The organism is Desulfosporomusa polytropa, assembly GCF_055380075.1.
The window spans coordinates 4,401,693-4,416,920 of sequence record NZ_AP042400.1 but is presented as its reverse complement, the minus strand read 5'-3'; the positions used below and the strand labels follow the sequence as shown (position 1 = coordinate 4,416,920).

16 protein-coding genes are annotated in these 15,228 nt (G+C 40.6%); 9 read left to right on the top strand and 7 right to left on the bottom strand.

What is annotated here, in order from left to right; translation table 11 throughout:
* Positions 1 to 2 precede the first annotated feature (2 nt).
* From recF to dnaA, 4 genes are all read right to left on the bottom strand, one after another.
* A complete protein-coding gene (gene recF / locus ACZ449_RS22445) occupies positions 3 to 1,100 on the bottom strand; it encodes a DNA replication/repair protein RecF (RefSeq protein WP_464258273.1) in 1,098 nt (365 codons plus the stop codon).
* Positions 1,097 to 1,318, bottom strand: a complete 222-nt coding sequence (locus ACZ449_RS22440) for an RNA-binding S4 domain-containing protein (RefSeq protein WP_464258272.1) — start codon at positions 1,316 to 1,318, stop codon at positions 1,097 to 1,099. The genes recF and ACZ449_RS22440 overlap by 4 nt, the downstream gene beginning before the upstream one ends.
* An 84-nt stretch (positions 1,319 to 1,402) precedes the next feature.
* On the bottom strand, positions 1,403 to 2,527 hold the full coding sequence (gene dnaN / locus ACZ449_RS22435) for a DNA polymerase III subunit beta (protein ID WP_464258271.1): 1,125 nt from the start codon (positions 2,525 to 2,527) through the stop codon (positions 1,403 to 1,405).
* A 284-nt stretch (positions 2,528 to 2,811) separates the two neighbouring features.
* Positions 2,812 to 4,389, bottom strand: a complete 1,578-nt coding sequence (gene dnaA, locus ACZ449_RS22430) for a chromosomal replication initiator protein DnaA (RefSeq protein WP_464258270.1) — start codon at positions 4,387 to 4,389, stop codon at positions 2,812 to 2,814.
* Positions 4,390 to 4,890: 501 nt separating this feature from the next.
* Between dnaA and rpmH the strand changes: the two genes are divergently transcribed.
* The 5 genes from rpmH (at position 4,891) to jag (ending at position 7,016) form a co-directional block, all read left to right on the top strand.
* Entirely contained in the window at positions 4,891 to 5,025 is a 135-nt protein-coding gene (gene rpmH / locus ACZ449_RS22425) for a 50S ribosomal protein L34 (protein WP_464258269.1), read from the top strand.
* 66 nt (positions 5,026 to 5,091) lie between these two features.
* Entirely contained in the window at positions 5,092 to 5,454 is a 363-nt protein-coding gene (gene rnpA / locus ACZ449_RS22420; RefSeq protein WP_464258268.1) for a ribonuclease P protein component, read from the top strand.
* Positions 5,451 to 5,669, top strand: coding sequence for a membrane protein insertion efficiency factor YidD (yidD, locus tag ACZ449_RS22415; protein ID WP_464258267.1), 219 nt, complete (start codon positions 5,451 to 5,453; stop codon positions 5,667 to 5,669). Before rnpA ends, yidD begins: the two co-directional genes overlap by 4 nt.
* A gap of 70 nt (positions 5,670 to 5,739) precedes the next feature.
* Positions 5,740 to 6,369, top strand: a complete 630-nt coding sequence (locus ACZ449_RS22410) for a YidC/Oxa1 family membrane protein insertase (protein WP_464261922.1) — start codon at positions 5,740 to 5,742, stop codon at positions 6,367 to 6,369.
* Between the two features lie 2 nt (positions 6,370 to 6,371).
* On the top strand, positions 6,372 to 7,016 hold the full coding sequence (jag, locus tag ACZ449_RS22405) for an RNA-binding cell elongation regulator Jag/EloR (protein WP_464258266.1): 645 nt from the start codon (positions 6,372 to 6,374) through the stop codon (positions 7,014 to 7,016).
* A gap of 63 nt (positions 7,017 to 7,079) precedes the next feature.
* On the opposite strand, the gene ACZ449_RS22400 is transcribed toward jag, so the two are convergent.
* Together ACZ449_RS22400 and ACZ449_RS22395 are read right to left on the bottom strand one after the other, a co-directional pair.
* Positions 7,080 to 7,832, bottom strand: coding sequence for a hypothetical protein (locus ACZ449_RS22400; protein WP_464258265.1), 753 nt, complete (start codon positions 7,830 to 7,832; stop codon positions 7,080 to 7,082).
* Between the two features lie 96 nt (positions 7,833 to 7,928).
* Positions 7,929 to 8,831: a chemotaxis protein gene (locus ACZ449_RS22395; RefSeq protein ID WP_464258264.1), complete on the bottom strand. Its 903-nt coding sequence runs from the start codon at positions 8,829 to 8,831 to the stop codon at positions 7,929 to 7,931.
* A 443-nt stretch (positions 8,832 to 9,274) separates the two neighbouring features.
* Here ACZ449_RS22395 and mnmE point away from each other — a divergent pair, with 443 nt between their 5' ends.
* From mnmE to noc, 4 genes are all read left to right on the top strand, one after another.
* Positions 9,275 to 10,660, top strand: a complete 1,386-nt coding sequence (gene mnmE / locus ACZ449_RS22390) for a tRNA uridine-5-carboxymethylaminomethyl(34) synthesis GTPase MnmE (RefSeq protein ID WP_464261921.1) — start codon at positions 9,275 to 9,277, stop codon at positions 10,658 to 10,660.
* A gap of 37 nt (positions 10,661 to 10,697) precedes the next feature.
* Complete coding sequence (gene mnmG, locus ACZ449_RS22385) at positions 10,698 to 12,572, top strand: tRNA uridine-5-carboxymethylaminomethyl(34) synthesis enzyme MnmG (protein WP_464258263.1); 1,875 nt, start codon at positions 10,698 to 10,700, stop codon at positions 12,570 to 12,572.
* Between the two features lie 12 nt (positions 12,573 to 12,584).
* Positions 12,585 to 13,304 carry a 16S rRNA (guanine(527)-N(7))-methyltransferase RsmG gene (gene rsmG / locus ACZ449_RS22380; protein ID WP_464258262.1) on the top strand — a complete coding sequence of 240 codons (720 nt, stop codon included), beginning with the start codon at positions 12,585 to 12,587 and terminating at the stop codon, positions 13,302 to 13,304.
* A 77-nt stretch (positions 13,305 to 13,381) separates the two neighbouring features.
* A complete protein-coding gene (noc, locus tag ACZ449_RS22375; protein WP_464258261.1) occupies positions 13,382 to 14,320 on the top strand; it encodes a nucleoid occlusion protein in 939 nt (312 codons plus the stop codon).
* A gap of 674 nt (positions 14,321 to 14,994) precedes the next feature.
* Here noc and ACZ449_RS22370 read toward each other — a convergent pair.
* Positions 14,995 to 15,228, bottom strand: a complete 234-nt coding sequence (locus tag ACZ449_RS22370; RefSeq protein WP_464258260.1) for an ADP-ribosylglycohydrolase family protein — start codon at positions 15,226 to 15,228, stop codon at positions 14,995 to 14,997.

Here is a 15,228-nt window from a genome sequence, read left to right as displayed (position 1 = left end):
TATCACTCCGTTACCATACCACCTTGAATGTGATAAAATTTTCCAAATTTCACTTGTGAAAAATATTGTTCATCAGCAGCAGTGATAAAAGTCTGGATACGCTCTCTAATAAATAAGAGTAACTCAGAACGGCGGGCGGCGTCAAGTTCACTCATAACATCATCAAGCAATAAAATGGGATATTCTCCTGTTTCTGATTTAATAAATTCTAATTCTGCCAGCTTTAAAGCCAATACACCTGTCCGCTGTTGACCTTGTGAGCCAAAGTTACGTAAATTTTTGCCATTAACTAAAAATATAAGATCATCCCGGTGCGGACCAATGTTAGTATTGCCACTTAGAATATCTTGTTTACGCTGCTGCTCAATTTGATCATGATACCAATTATGTAGGTTATCTATTTTATCTTGGTTAGCCCCATTCAAATGATAATTTACTGTGAGACTTTCACTACTGCTGGTAAGTTTGCGATGATGAAGATTGGCTAACATGGTAAGCTTTTTTACTGATTCCAAACGTTTTTGAGTAATAGTAGCTGCTGCTGCTGCGAATTGCTCATCCCAGGGAGAAAGCAAATCAATACCTGCTCGACCTTCTCTGATTTTTTTCAATAAATTGTTACGTTGTCCCAGTATCCGGTTATAGTTTAATAATTTCCGGTAATATATAGGATTTGCCTGTGATATTTCATTATCCAAAAAGCGCCGACGTAAGACCGGCGCTCCTTTTATCAACAGTAAATCCTCTGGTGAAAACAGTATAGCATTAAGAGAACCGATAATTTCTCTTACCGGCAAGGGATGACTATTATATAGTATCTCCTTATTTTGGTTGGTTATAAATTTAAATTTTAATGAATTTTCGACATCTTGACGAAAAAAAATAACCTCAACACGGGCTGCAGACTGATCCCAACGTATTAATTCTTGATCAGTGTTCGTTCGGTGTGAGCGCCCCATAGCAGCTAAATACAACGCTTCAATAAGGTTGGTTTTCCCTTGAGCATTAGGACCAAGGAAGATATTTACATTAGCTGTAAAATTTATATTTATATTTACATAATTACGAAAATTATGTAAAACAAGCTGATTTACTCTCATGCCTCACCTGTAATTATTCTCCAACAGCCAATTCCCTCAATAGCAATAACGTCACCGATAACTACTTTTTTCCTGCGTTCTGTGACTGTCGTACCATTTAGTTTTATTAATTTATCTTCTAGTAATGGTTTAATTTGTGCTCCGTTATCAATAATACCTGCCCATTTTAGTAGCTGATCGATATTAATTTCAGATGTGTGTATTTCGATTTCTTCCATGATTTTTCCTCCATAGCAAAGTTAATATAAATACAGAGTAAGATTGTTACGCTAGTATGTCAAACAATCTTACTCTTCATACTGTTAGCTGGTACGAACTGGGGTAATAATGTAGGTGTAGGTTTCATCATTTTGAGGTATAACACGAGCAGGGCTCAAGGGTGTATTTAATGCAATTTGAAGTTCAGTTGTGCCGATATTTTTTAGTATGTCAGTTACATACTTCGCATTAAAGGCAATAGCTATCTCTGTACCTTCAGTACATATTGGTATTGTTTCGTAAGCCTTGCCGACATCTGGATTATTCGAGGTTATTATAACTTCATTGCTATTAAACTGGAATTTAATAATATTATATTCGCCATCTTTGGCCATAAGTGATACACGTTCTACCGCATCCATAAATAAAGCCGTATTAATAGTTGAAGTAGTAGCAAATTCTGGTGGTATAACTCGGTTATAGTCAGGATATTGCCCTTCAATTAGGCGCGATTCTAAGTAAACATCTTCAAAACTAAAAGCGACTTTGCTTTTTTCCCAGCAAATATTAACATCAACTGGAAGTTCTGATGTTAATAACCGAGCTAATTCATTTAGAATTTTGGAAGGAATGATAATTTTAAGATTACTGCCAGTACTATTTTCAACAGCACTCTTTTTTAAAGCTAATCGATGAGTGTTTGTTGCTACCATTCTAACATCAGTGTCTGTTAATTCTAATAAAGCTCCGGTAAATAGTGGACGGCTTTCTTCTGTAGCACAAGCAAATGTAGTTCTTTTAATAAGATCACGTAAAACATTATCTTTGATTGTAAATGAATTTATTCCATTTGTTTTTATAAATAATGATTTTAATACCGGAAACTCTTCAGCTGGCAGGCTCAATAAGTTGAATTGAGAAGTGCCTGCTGTAATTTTTATCGTATGGTCTTCATCAGACGAAGCCAATTCTACTATTTCGCCTGGGAGTCGTTTTACTAATTCCTGAAAGTAGCGACCAGATAGTACAATTTTCCCGGGAATATCTACCTGAGCATCAATGGTGCAACTTATACCAATTTCGTAATCAGTTGCTTGCAGTTGTAATTTATTATTCTCAGCAGATAAATAAATCCCAGATAGGAGTGCTTGAGTAGCTTTGGATGAAACTGCTTTTTGAACAATTTGTACTGCGTGATGTAACTTGTCTTTGGCACAAGTAATTTTCATAGAAAAGGCCCCCTTGAAATTGTAAAATTAGGCAAAATTTTTAAGAAGCGACCGTACTATTATTAATATTTAATGAATATAGTAATAAATAGCCGTAATAGTAGTAGGCGCTGTTGATATGTTGATAAATATGTCGAAGACGTGATATTCATAGGATAAGCATGTTGGTAATATGTCGATAAGTAGTATAGGAGTTATCAACATATTCACACATAAAATGCGGATTAAAGTTATCAACAGTTTGTGTACAAGTTATATTGGTAGTTATAAACAGAGTTATGCACTTATGACTCAATGCGTTTAATCAGGTCTTTAATTGTATTATTTAGTTTAGCATCCGAATTTCGTTCGCGGTGAATTTTGTCATGGGCGTGTATTACGGTAGTATGATCGCGGCCGCCAAAAATCTCGCCGATCTTTGGTAACGATGTTTCGGTTAATTCCCGGCATAAATACATCGCAATTTGTCTGGGAAAAGCAACATTACGAGTGCGTTTTTTAGCAGAAAGGTCTTCTAATTTTAGTTTAAAATGGGCAGCGACAATATCTTGGATAAGATCGGTGGTAATTTGTTTTGGGCGGCCATTTGGGAATATATCTTTAAGTGCTTCAGTGGCTAAATCAATATCAATTGGCTGATTGCTAAGGGAAGCATAGGCAATTACGCGAATAAGCGCGCCTTCGAGTTCACGAATGTTGTTTTCAATCCGACTGGCGATATATACAACCACTTCGTTTGGAACATTTAGGCTTTCTATCATGGCTTTTTTGCGTAGAACCGCAATACGTGTTTCTAAATCTGGAGGCTGGATATCTGTTATTAGACCCCATTCAAAGCGAGAACGTAATCTGTCTTCTAAAGTTTGAATTTCTCGTGGCGGCCTGTCACTGGAAATAATAATTTGTTTATTAGCATCATGTAATGTATTAAAAGTATGAAAAAATTCTTCTTGGGTATGCTCTTTTTTAGAAAGAAATTGAATATCGTCAACTAAGAGAACGTCAATATTGCGATATCGCTGACGGAAACTTTCTGGATTACCGCTAATAATAGAGTTAATAAGCTCATTAGTGAATTTTTCGCTGGATATATAAACAACTTTGCTATTAGGGTTATTTTCCTTAATTCGATGGCCAATAGCGTGCATAAGATGAGTTTTGCCTAGACCTACGCCACCATAGATAAAAAATGGATTATAAACTTGGGCTGGAGCTTCAGAAACAGCTAATGAAGCTGCGTGGGCTAAGCGATTAGAATTTCCGATAACAAAGGTAGAAAAAATATATTTTGGGTTTAAATTAAACTCTTCTGCCACTGGTGGAAGTATTATATTTTGACGATTAGGGTATCTTTCTTTTTTTATAGGAGCGACCGGAGCAGTAGTTAGAGAAGGAGTTTCAGGAGATAGCGATGCCGCCGCTTCAGGAATATCACCAATATCGTCAAGATATTTTAAGTAATCAGCATTTGTAAGATCATCAATAACCGCCGGGTTATCTGATGGCTCAGACGCTTCGGATAAACTAAGTAGAGTATCTATTTGGGGGGGGAGTGCGGCAAGTTCTGCTGCAATATCAATTTCGGGGATTAGTAGGGCAGTGTCTTCGACACCTTCGATATCCATATCCATATTGATAAAAATAACTTCGAAATCCTTATTGGCGGCAGCTTTTAAGGCAGCCTTAATAATAGGTACATAACGGCTTTCCAGCCATTCTTTTACGAATTGTTTAGGAGTGCCAATTTCAATGACATTATCAGTAATAGAAAGTGGCATTGTCGATTTGATCCATGTTTCAAAAAGCGGCTTAATGAATGCTTTTTGCATATGTACCAATGCATTTTGCCAAATTGTTGCCATATAAGCGGTATCCGCGCTCATTATATTGTTCAGTCCTTCCTCACACGATGTTTTCCACAAAATAGTATAGTAATTAACATAAGTTATCCACAAAGTTATTAACAGTTGTTGATAACTTTTATTAAGATAGTGGTTGAGGCGAAAAAAAAATACAACAGCTGTACAAAATAATCCCGTAAGTGTGTATTGGTAAGTTATCAACCATTGTGGATAAAGCTGTTAATAAGTATATTTTATTGGGGATAAGTATAAAAATAGAGATATTACGTAATGTTATCCAGAGGCCTGTTGATAACTAGGTACGTTTATATTAACAAATCACGTGACAGTTATCAACAAGATATTTTGCATATTGCCAAAAAGGTAGTAATTTATCCACAGATAGAGTTATTTGTTACAGCCATATATTCTTGACATTAGACCTCACGCTAGTCTATAATCTAAACTAGTGAAATTTTGTAGATTTAAAGGCTTTTCTCTTTCATGTAAGGAGGTGTAATAATGAAACGTACCTATCAACCGAATACGTTGTGGAAAAAAAGAACCCATGGTTTCCGCGAGCGTATGTCATCAATTGGTGGCCGTCTTGTAATTAAAAGAAGACGCGCTAGAGGTAGAAAAAAATTATCAGCATAGTAGGCCGCTTTCGTGGCCTATTTTTTCCATTGGTGAAAGAAAATTTATGAAACCGGATGATTAAAAATGGTCAAAAGGTTTACTTTACCCAAGATGGGTAGGCTTTGTCAAAATAAAAGCTTCCAAGCAGTTTATCGATCAGGCAAGTCATATGCCAATAAACATTTGGTATTATATGTCTTGCCTAATCGGTCTGTTAAGCGACGGATTGGTTTTGCGGCTGGTAAACGCCTGGGACCAGCTGTTATGCGTAATCGTCTAAAACGTTTATTAAGGGAAGCTTATAGGCATCAGCAAGAAAAAATTATAAATGGCGTTGATCTAGTACTTGTTGCCAGACAGCCACTGTTAAAGGCAAACACAGAACAAATTGTCAAAGCTTTTATAGAGCTTTGTGCCAAAGCAAAAATATTGGTGGAAAAAGCATGAAGCAAATAATTACTTTGCTTATTATTAGTAGTATTAAGTTTTATCGCCTGTTTATTTCCCCATTAAAGCCACCTAGCTGCCGGTTTGTGCCTACTTGTTCTGAGTATGCGCTTATGGCGATTGAAAAATATGGGGTTTATCGTGGCGTGGTAATGGCTGTTAAGCGTATTTTACGCTGTCATCCGTTCCATCCTGGTGGATATGATCCTGTTTAAATAAACATCCGACCATTTGCAGGAGGGAAATTTTTTGGATTTTTTTAGCTTCGATTTTTTGAGCAACATAATGCAAAGTGCATTGACTTTCTTTTATAATGTGACAATAACGCTGGGTTACGCCAATTATGGTGTTGCCATAATTTTGCTGACCATCGTAATTAAAGCGATTTTGTATCCGTTAACTGTCAAGCAAGTAAAGTCAATGAAAGCCATGCAGGACATTCAGCCTAAGATGAAGCAATTGCAGGAAAAATATAAAGGTAACCCGGAAAAGCTAAATAAAGAATTAGCATCTCTATATAAAGAGGCTGGGGTTAATCCATTGGCAGGTTGTTTGCCTTTAATAGTGCAAATGCCATTTTTGATTTCCATTTTCTTTGCTATACGCGATTACCATTATATGCAACAACCACCAAGCTTTTTGTGGATGACAGATTTGGCGCAGCCTGATCCTACCTATATCTTACCTGTCTTGTCTGCTGCTACCACCTATTATCAGCAAAAACAAACAACTACCGAGATGACTCAGCAGACTAAGATGATGATGATATTTATGCCGTTGTTTATTGGCTATATTAGCTTATCCTTCCCTGGTGGGCTGGTGCTTTACTGGGTAATAAGCAATTTATTCCAGATTTTTCAGCAGTGGTTTATGTATCGAAATAAATCGTCAGTTTCTGGTGAGGAGGCACGCTAAGAATGAGTGGTAAGCTTAATACTGTAGAAAAAACAGGAAAAACCATTGATGAAGCAATTGAACTGGCCCTTGCTGAACTTGAAGTAACCCGCGATCGGATTGATTATGAGGTATTGGAAGTTCCCAGTAAAGGATTGTTCGGGTTTATCGGTTCTAAGCTTGCCAGAGTAAGTGTGACTGTCCGTGCTATCGATTCGGTAGAAGAAGCAAGGCAGTTTTTAGTAAAAGTATTTGAGGCTATGAATATTGCAGTTACCATGGAAAAGATACCACATGATGATCACGTGGTTATTAATCTTCACGGTGAAGATCTAGGTGTGCTTATTGGTAAACATGGTCAGACATTAGATGCACTGCAATATTTGACTAATTTGGCAGCGAATCGCGATGCGAGTGAACGTAGCCGAATTATTTTGGATGTGGAGGATTATCGTAAACGCCGGGCAGAAACATTATCTAGACTGGCTATGCGGCTAGCAGATAAGGTTAAGAGGCGTGGCGAAAGGGTTGTACTTGAACCTATGAGCCCGCAGGAGCGAAAGATTATCCATATGGCATTGCAGAATGATTATCGAATTGTTACATATAGTGAAGGCGATGAGCCCTACCGCAAAGTAGTTATTGCCTTAAAAAATGGCAGCAAATAGGTAAGCCGGGGATATCCCCGGCTTACCTATTTGTATTCAATAAAGAGCTCGCTCTTTATTGTGTTATGCAATTATGGTACGTTGATAGGGTTGACCGCAACTTTGGCAGTGTGGTTCAAACGGGGCATTAGCAAGAGTATCTTCAGTTGAATAATCACAGGATGGACAGTGTGTTTTAATTTTAGTCAAATATCGTCCAGCCAATTTGGCTTGTTCTATAGATTTTTTGACAGCGGTTACCAATTCTGTCGGTATGGTAAATATATCATTTTGTTGGCCAGCATCATCATGATAGTTTATGATTAAATGATTTTCTTGTTCACCAAGAGTAAGGGGGTCATTGAGTTGTCCATAAGGGATTATTAACCAACGACAGTTAGTATCACCTGCAGGCTTATCAATAAAATAGATTGCATGGCTAGATACTACCAAGGCACCAGTTTCGTCCAAAAAATTAGCAGGGGCAATACGATGGATGGCCTCACCAAGCCAAAGGTTTTCAGGGACACTCACGAGCAGTGCTTGTAGTTCAGGGCTTATATTGGGGAAATCCCGGTATTTTTTTGCGATAGGTAACGCAGGCGGCACGCCATCTGCAAGAATGGTAATGGCTGCGTATTCTGCTAGCAAAGCTTGAAAGATCGGACCGATCATATCTACATTACCTTTGTAAATAATGACTGAAGGAATAGTATCCAAAGCCATTTTTATGGCTAAATGTCCGCGTAATAATGTTTTTTCCAGGCGGCGTCCCAGGTTTTCCCGGTGGGAGCACCCTTTTAATATAATACTATAATAGTTAGATTCACTGCTCATACTGACACCTCGCTTTCATCAATATTGTACAATGCTTAGTAAGTATTGACAATAATAAGGGAAAAAAAATACTACCCTTGGCGGGTAGTATTTTTTTTAAAGAATGAATTTATCTACTAGATCAATTAGTTCAACGATTTCCGGTTTGGAAACTTGTCCATTAGCGCCAATAGACTGACCTTTTAAACGCATTTCTTCATTGATTAGCGAGGAGAAGATAATTACCGGCAAATGTTTAAGTTTTTCATTTTCCTTGATGCGTTTGGTGAGATGATGGCCATCCATTTGTGGCATTTCAATATCGGTTATCACCAGTTGTAGTTTATTTTCGATAGGTTCGCCATCAGCGGCTAGTTTCTCAATTGTTTGCCAGGCATCTTGTCCGTTTTCAGCTAAAATAACATTGGCATAACCGGCATTGTGCAGTGTACCTAGCAATAAATCACGCAGCATTCTGGAATCTTCGGCTACGAGGAGAGTTTTATTTTTACGAATATCCATTATGTTAGGGGCTGCAGAAGTAATTTGATTAAATTTTTCGTTCATCTCTGGGTTAATGTCAGCTACTATTTTTTCAAAGTCTAATAAAACGACCATTTTTTCCGCCATTTTTATTATACCGACAACCATTTCAGAGTTGGCAATATTGGGCGGCTGTTCCATAGATGTCCAGGAGATACGATGAATGCGTGATACCTCATCAACAAGAAAGGCAACAAAGTAATTATTAAGCTCGCTTACAATTACCTTTGGTGAAGTAGTGGATGACTCAGCACCCAGGCAGCGGGGCAGGTTGACTAACGGCATAACCCGGCCGCGCAGGGTAAATATACCATCAACCCATGGATGAACATTGGGCATTTTAGTCACAGGCAGGGGGTTAATAACTTCTCTTACCTTTGCTACATTAATGCCATAGCTAACCGGTCCAATAGAAAATTCCACTATTTCAAATTCGTTAGTTCCGGTTTCTAGCAAAATCCCCTTTTTTTCAGACATTGCCATCCCTTCTTTCCTTTTCAATAATATACTAGCAGGATAACATCAGTAGTTATTATTTCTAGGTTATGGTTAGTTTACCTGCTAATAGTTTGTAATTAATAATAAATTTATGAGTATTTTTACTTTAATAGGTAAATAATAACAATTCCGCATAAATAATTTGGCTAGCGGAGGCTGGTAGTGTATTGAAAAAGCTGTAGCGATTGATGATGATGGTAAGCAGGAACCTAGAAAGCGGCAGGGAATATGTATATATTTACATAGTAATATAAGTAGACTAGGGGTTGCAATCCTAAATATATTTTATCCTACAATATATTCCGCGTAAAGAGGTTTGCAGGCGCAGGTAAGTGATGCAAACGTCGATAACACATTATATAGCAGGAGTAGAACGTTATTTCGATTAAAACTTTGTGAGGAGTGGAAGATTGTTGATTGGGTTGACTAGTGATGATACTATTAGCGCAATTGCTACCGCAATCGGCGAAGGTGGCATTGGTATTGTCCGAGTAAGTGGTAGTGAAGCGCTAGCTATTGCGGACAAGTTGTTTGTTAGTAAAGTAGGTAAACAGGTGACTGCTGCTGTGTCTCATAAAGTGCTGTATGGCGATATTATTGACCCTGACAGTGCTGAGAAGGTTGATGAGGTGCTGCTTATTGTTATGCGCGCCCCTCGGTCTTATACCTGTGAGGATATTGTGGAGGTTCATTGTCATGGGGGACCGGTACCACTACAACGAGTGTTGGCGCTTACGCTGAAAGCGGGAGCAAGGTTGGCTGAACCTGGTGAATTTACTAAACGGGCTTTTTTGAACGGGCGGTTGGATTTGGCGCAGGCCGAAGCGGTAATTGACATTATTAGGGCTAAGACCGATACATCCCTTAAGGCGGCAGTGGGCAATTTATCAGGAAAGTTGTCAGAACAGGTAAAAAGCTTGCGACATACTATTTTACGAATGATTGCTCAACTAGAGGCTGCTATTGATTTTCCAGAAGAGGATATTGAGGAGGCGGCTGCAGCTGATGTTGCAATATTAATAAAAGAGGCTGATGTAGAGCTTGCTGCTTTATTGGCGACCGCGCAAACAGGCAGGATTTTACGGGAAGGCTTGGCTACCGTTATTATCGGTAAACCTAATGTTGGTAAATCCAGTTTGCTTAATGCCTTACTCCGGGAAAAGCGGGCTATTGTTACCGATGTTCCTGGTACAACCCGAGATATTATTGAAGAATATGTTAATATTCGCGGTATACCGCTTAAAATTATTGATACTGCCGGAATTCGCGAAACCGCAGACGTGGTAGAAAAAATTGGGGTTGAGCGGGCGCGTGAACTGGTTGGCCAGGCTGACCTGATTTTGGTATTATTAGATTCGTCAGCACCGTTATCATCAGAAGATAAAGCGGTATTAGCCCTATTAGCAGGTAAGCAAGCAATTGTTTTAATTAATAAGAGTGATTTACCGGCTCAGCTAGAGGTTGATGAAATAGAAAAATATACGACTGACCGGTTGGTACTAAAGATTTCGGTAGAACAAGGCCAAGGTTTGGCGGAGTTGGAACAGGTAATTGCTGATATGGTCTATAGTGGCCAGGTTAGTCAAGGGGAAGCTGCCTTTGTTAGTAATGTTCGTCAGGCTGATGCTTTAAGGCAGGCTCAGAGGCGACTGGCTGAGGCAATGGCGACCATTGGGGATGGTATGCCATCAGATTGCATTGTTGTTGATCTCCGGGCAGCGTGGGATAAGCTTGGTGAAATAACAGGTGATACTGTAGGCGAGGATATTATTGATCAGATATTTACACAATTTTGTATTGGTAAATAGTAATTTGGTAGAGCAGTAGTAAGATGAGGTGAAAATTTTGTTTCAAGCAGATAAGTATGATGTTGTGGTAATTGGTGCTGGGCATGCTGGGTGTGAAGCGGCGTTGGCAGCAGCCAGACTGGGCTGCCGTACGCTAGTTACCACGCTTAATATGGATAATATTGCGATGATGCCATGTAATCCGGCAGTTGGCGGGCCTGCTAAGGGGCATTTGGTGCGAGAGATTGATGCACTTGGCGGTGAAATGGGTATTAATACCGACAAGACTTGTATTCAAATGCGTATGCTTAATACCGGCAAAGGGCCGGCAGTACATGCCCTCAGAGCGCAGGCTGATAAACGCCTGTATCAGTTGACTATGAAGCATACTATGGAAACTCAACCTAATTTAGCTGTTAAACAGGCATTAATTGATAATATACTTGTGGAGAATGGGCATGTCATCGGAGTAGTGACTGAGCTGGGCGAAGTATATAGTGCTAGCTGTGTTATTATTGCGACAGGTACCTATTTACGGGGTAAAATTATTCTGGGAGAAATTAATTACCCTGGTGGTCCAGCCGGCCAGCGAGCGGCGGAAAAGTTGTCAACGGCGCTTAAAGAACAAGGGATTGCGCTTATGCGGTTCAAAACCGGCACACCGGCGCGAGTGGATGCCCGGACAGTGGACACCAGTAAAATGACCATTCAGCCAGGAGACGATGTGGCTCATAATTTTTCTTTTTTGAGTGATATGGCCACTCGCGAACAGATTCCCTGTTGGCTGACATATACGAATGAGCAGACCCATACCATTATTCGTGATAATATGCATCGTGCGCCTTTATACATGGGGATTATCGAAGGAACTGGTCCGCGTTATTGCCCATCTATTGAGGATAAGGTAGTGCGCTTTGCTGATAAATTGGCACATCAGGTATTTGTGGAACCAGAGGGAACAAGTACCACGGAAATGTATATCCAGGGGATGTCGACAAGTCTGCCGGTAGATGTCCAGTTAGCCTTTCTGAGAACCATTCCCGGTCTGGAACAGGTCGAAATTATGCGTCCGGGTTATGCTATTGAATATGACTGTGTTGATCCTACTGAGCTTAAACCGACACTGGAAACGAAAAAGGTGCAGGGATTATTTTCTGCCGGTCAATCTAATGGTACTTCCGGATATGAAGAGGCTGCGGCGCAAGGGTTAATGGCTGGCATTAATGCAGCGCTAAAGGTAAAGCAGTGCCCACCCTTTATTTTATCCCGTGCTGACGCCTATATTGGTGTATTGATTGATGATTTGGTGACCAAGGGAACTAGTGAACCTTATCGGATTATGACCTCAAGAGCTGAATACCGCCTTATTTTGCGGCAAGACAATGCGGATCTCCGGTTGACAGAAAAAGGACGGGATATTGGACTTGTTACCAGTGAGCGGTATGAGCGCTTTGCTGCCAAGCGGACGGCTATTGATCAGACGTTAGAGTTGCTGAAAAGCATACAGATTACCCCGCTGCCTGAAATCCAGGAAAAAATGGCAGCCCTCGGTACTGCTGAACTCCGGACAGGAATTACATTATACGATTTACTTAAACGTACCGAGGTTGGCTATGAAGCGATGCGCTTACAGTTTTCATTGCCAGAGATACCGGCATTAGTGCGTGAACAAGTGGAAATTTCTATAAAATATGAAGGCTATATTCAAAAACAGATTGAACAAGTAGAGCGTTCGGCTAAACTTGAGGCTAAACGTCTGCCAGAAGATATTGATTATAGTCAAATTAGCGGGCTCGCATTGGAAGCACGTCAGAAGCTAAATAAAATTCAGCCTCTGTCAGTAGGACAAGCTGCTCGTATTTCCGGCGTTTCGCCTGCAGATATCTCGATATTAATGGTCCATTTGGAGCAGCGGCGGGGCAGGAAAGAATGAAGGGGATAAGCTATGGAACATTTTCAGGATATACTTATGAAAGCAGCCACTGAATATGGGCTAAATCTTGCAGCAGACCAACTGGTCGCTATGGAACATTATTACCAGCGTTTGTTAGTGTGGAATGAAAAGATAAATTTAACCGCAATTACTGAGCCGCATGAGGTGGCTGTTAAACATATGATTGATTCGTTGTCTTGCTATCAGACAGAGCTATTTACGCCTGGCGTCAGCTTAATTGATGTTGGTACTGGGGCTGGGTTTCCTGGTATTCCGCTTAAAATCTTCCAGCAGGATATTGAGCTTACACTAATGGATTCGCTTAATAAGCGGTTGAATTTTTTGCGTGAGGTTATCGATGATTTGGTGTTCGATGGGGTGCAGACTGTTCATGCCCGGGCCGAAGAGGCCGGAAAAAACAAACAACACCGGGAGCAATATCAGCTTGCGGTGTCGCGGGCTGTAGCTAGGCTTAATGTACTATGCGAGTTATGCCTGCCGTTTGTTAAAATCGGTGGTTGGTTTATTGCGTTGAAGGGAGCCCAGTACGAGGAAGAGGTACGGGAAGCAGACAGGGCAGTAACGTTGCTGGGCGGCAAAATCGAAAATATCAAACCAGTAAACTTACCAGGCCTTACCGATAAGCGGGCAGTAATTTATATAAAAAAAATTGCAAGTACGCCACAAATCTATCCGCGCAAGGCGGGGACCCCGGAAAAAAAGCCCTTATGATTTAAAGGAAAATATCATTATCTGCAGAATATAAGAACTAACATAGATAGCGCAATTGTTTTGTAGGTGGTGGAATCATGAGAAATTTGGCTAAGCTGTTTGGTATTGGAGAGGCTTCGCCAACTATTCCCGCGGATGTTCCGGAAATTGTTCCGACTGTTACACAAGAACAGCCGGATGCAGCTAATACTGCTCCTAATAATACAGAAGAAATCAATGTTGCTGAATTGCAATCAGTACATAGAGTATCGCCTGAAAACATTATCCCTAACCCGTTTCAGCCACGTAAAACCTTTAATGATGATTCATTACAAGAGTTAGCTGCGTCTATTCGGGAGTTTGGGGTAATTCAGCCATTATTAGTGCGCCGACAAGGAGAGCTTTATGAGCTAATAGCCGGTGAGCGGCGTCTGCGAGCTTCTCGTTTGGCAGGTCTCAGCGAGGTCCCGGTGATTGTCCGGGAGCTTGATGACAAAGAAATGGCTGAACTGGCCATGATTGAGAATTTACAACGGGAAGACCTGCACTTTTTAGAAGAAGCCGAAGGGTATCAACATTTGCTTGCCAGCTTTAATTTTACCCAGGAAGAGCTAGCTCGGCGGGTTGGAAAAAACCAATCGACCATTGCTAATAAACTACGGTTGTTAAAGTTAGCACCAGAAGTGCGCCAGGTTCTTGTTGGCCAGAGCTTAACAGAACGCCATGCTCGTGCCTTGTTGAAAATAGACGATTCTCGCATCCAGATGGAAGTACTTGCTGGTGTGAAGGAAAATAGTCTAAATGTCCGGGAAACCGAAGATTTAATTGAAAACTATTCGAATACTATTTCCCGGGAAAAGTCGGCTACACCTAAACAGACGGTAGTCAAGATAATAAAGGATGTGCGTATTTTTATTAATACGATAAATAGTGTTGTATCCCAAATGAAGAAAAGCGGTATGGATATTAAAGTAAAGCAGGATATTGAAGGCGATTATGTAAACATCAGTATCCAGGTCAAGAATAATCGACGGTAAACTTGCAGTAAAGCACAAAACCCCCTAAAATAGGGGGTTTTGTGCTTTACTGCAAGTTATAAGTTTTGGGAGTGGCGGTGGCGTTATAAAACAAGGGGTGTCAAGTACAAAACCCGGCACAGGCGGCCGCCATACAAAGCTTTGCCGCTAGCGCTTAACCTCCGCTTATGCATAACGGCCGCCTGTGCCTTCGTACTGTTTACGCCCGTCTTGAGCAACGAGACGGTAGTTTTGTCTTGTTAACTCAACCCCCCTAAGATAGTAACGCCACCCCCTTGTCTTACAGAAATTGTGCCCCCATAAGGTGGTGGTACTCCGGCACCCCCCGTAACTTCCGCAACTCCCGTACTCTCCGGCCTTTGCCGGAAAAAGCGTTCCGCAGGAGAAAAGCCGGGCGGTATTCCGTTAAAAAATCCGTACTGTTTGAGCGTAGCGAGTTTACGGATTTTAGGAATATCGCCCGGCTTTTCAGCTTTTGGAGGCTTAGGGCCTAGACTTTTTGTTACTTTTGGGTCAATGCCAAAAGTAAAACACCTCTCCTTGTATTCCATTGACTCAACGTAAGCCAAAGGACCGCGTTAATGGTTTTTCTTAAATATATATTCCGCAGTAAAGATGTTTGTAGGCGCAGGCAGGTGATGCATTGACAACGCACCACCTACCTGCAAAAGTCCTTAACACGTTGTATATAGTTCGAATAAATTGTCAGCTACCTCTTGAATATAACTTTTTTGATATAAGTTGGCAAGCCAGTCTGCAGGTATGCCACTAGCACCATAATAGGCACCGGCGAGTTGTCCGTAGACAGCTCCGGTGGTGTCGGCATCTTCTCCCGGATTTACTGCTAGTAATGCACCAGCAGCAAAGCCCTGACAATTAATTAAACTGTTGGCTAGGCATAAGGCCAT

What these genes read in the sequence shown, in the direction of transcription:
- ACZ449_RS22410 (WP_464261922.1), top strand. Translation starts at nt 5,740, where the DNA reads ATGCAAAGTGCATTGACTTTCTTTTATAATGTGACAATAACGCTGGGT.
- rnpA (WP_464258268.1), top strand. Translation starts at nt 5,092, where the DNA reads ATGGTCAAAAGGTTTACTTTACCCAAGATGGGTAGGCTTTGTCAAAAT.
- recF (WP_464258273.1), bottom strand. Translation starts at nt 1,100, where the DNA reads ATGAGAGTAAATCAGCTTGTTTTACATAATTTTCGTAATTATGTAAAT.
- noc (WP_464258261.1), top strand. Translation starts at nt 13,382, where the DNA reads ATGAGAAATTTGGCTAAGCTGTTTGGTATTGGAGAGGCTTCGCCAACT.
- ACZ449_RS22370 (WP_464258260.1), bottom strand. Translation starts at nt 15,228, where the DNA reads ATGGCCTTATGCCTAGCCAACAGTTTAATTAATTGTCAGGGCTTTGCT.
- ACZ449_RS22395 (WP_464258264.1), bottom strand. Translation starts at nt 8,831, where the DNA reads ATGTCTGAAAAAAAGGGGATTTTGCTAGAAACCGGAACTAACGAATTT.
- dnaA (WP_464258270.1), bottom strand. Translation starts at nt 4,389, where the DNA reads ATGGCAACAATTTGGCAAAATGCATTGGTACATATGCAAAAAGCATTC.
- dnaN (WP_464258271.1), bottom strand. Translation starts at nt 2,527, where the DNA reads ATGAAAATTACTTGTGCCAAAGACAAGTTACATCACGCAGTACAAATT.
- ACZ449_RS22400 (WP_464258265.1), bottom strand. Translation starts at nt 7,832, where the DNA reads ATGAGCAGTGAATCTAACTATTATAGTATTATATTAAAAGGGTGCTCC.
- rpmH (WP_464258269.1), top strand. Translation starts at nt 4,891, where the DNA reads ATGAAACGTACCTATCAACCGAATACGTTGTGGAAAAAAAGAACCCAT.
- rsmG (WP_464258262.1), top strand. Translation starts at nt 12,585, where the DNA reads ATGGAACATTTTCAGGATATACTTATGAAAGCAGCCACTGAATATGGG.
- jag (WP_464258266.1), top strand. Translation starts at nt 6,372, where the DNA reads ATGAGTGGTAAGCTTAATACTGTAGAAAAAACAGGAAAAACCATTGAT.
- yidD (WP_464258267.1), top strand. Translation starts at nt 5,451, where the DNA reads ATGAAGCAAATAATTACTTTGCTTATTATTAGTAGTATTAAGTTTTAT.
- ACZ449_RS22440 (WP_464258272.1), bottom strand. Translation starts at nt 1,318, where the DNA reads ATGGAAGAAATCGAAATACACACATCTGAAATTAATATCGATCAGCTA.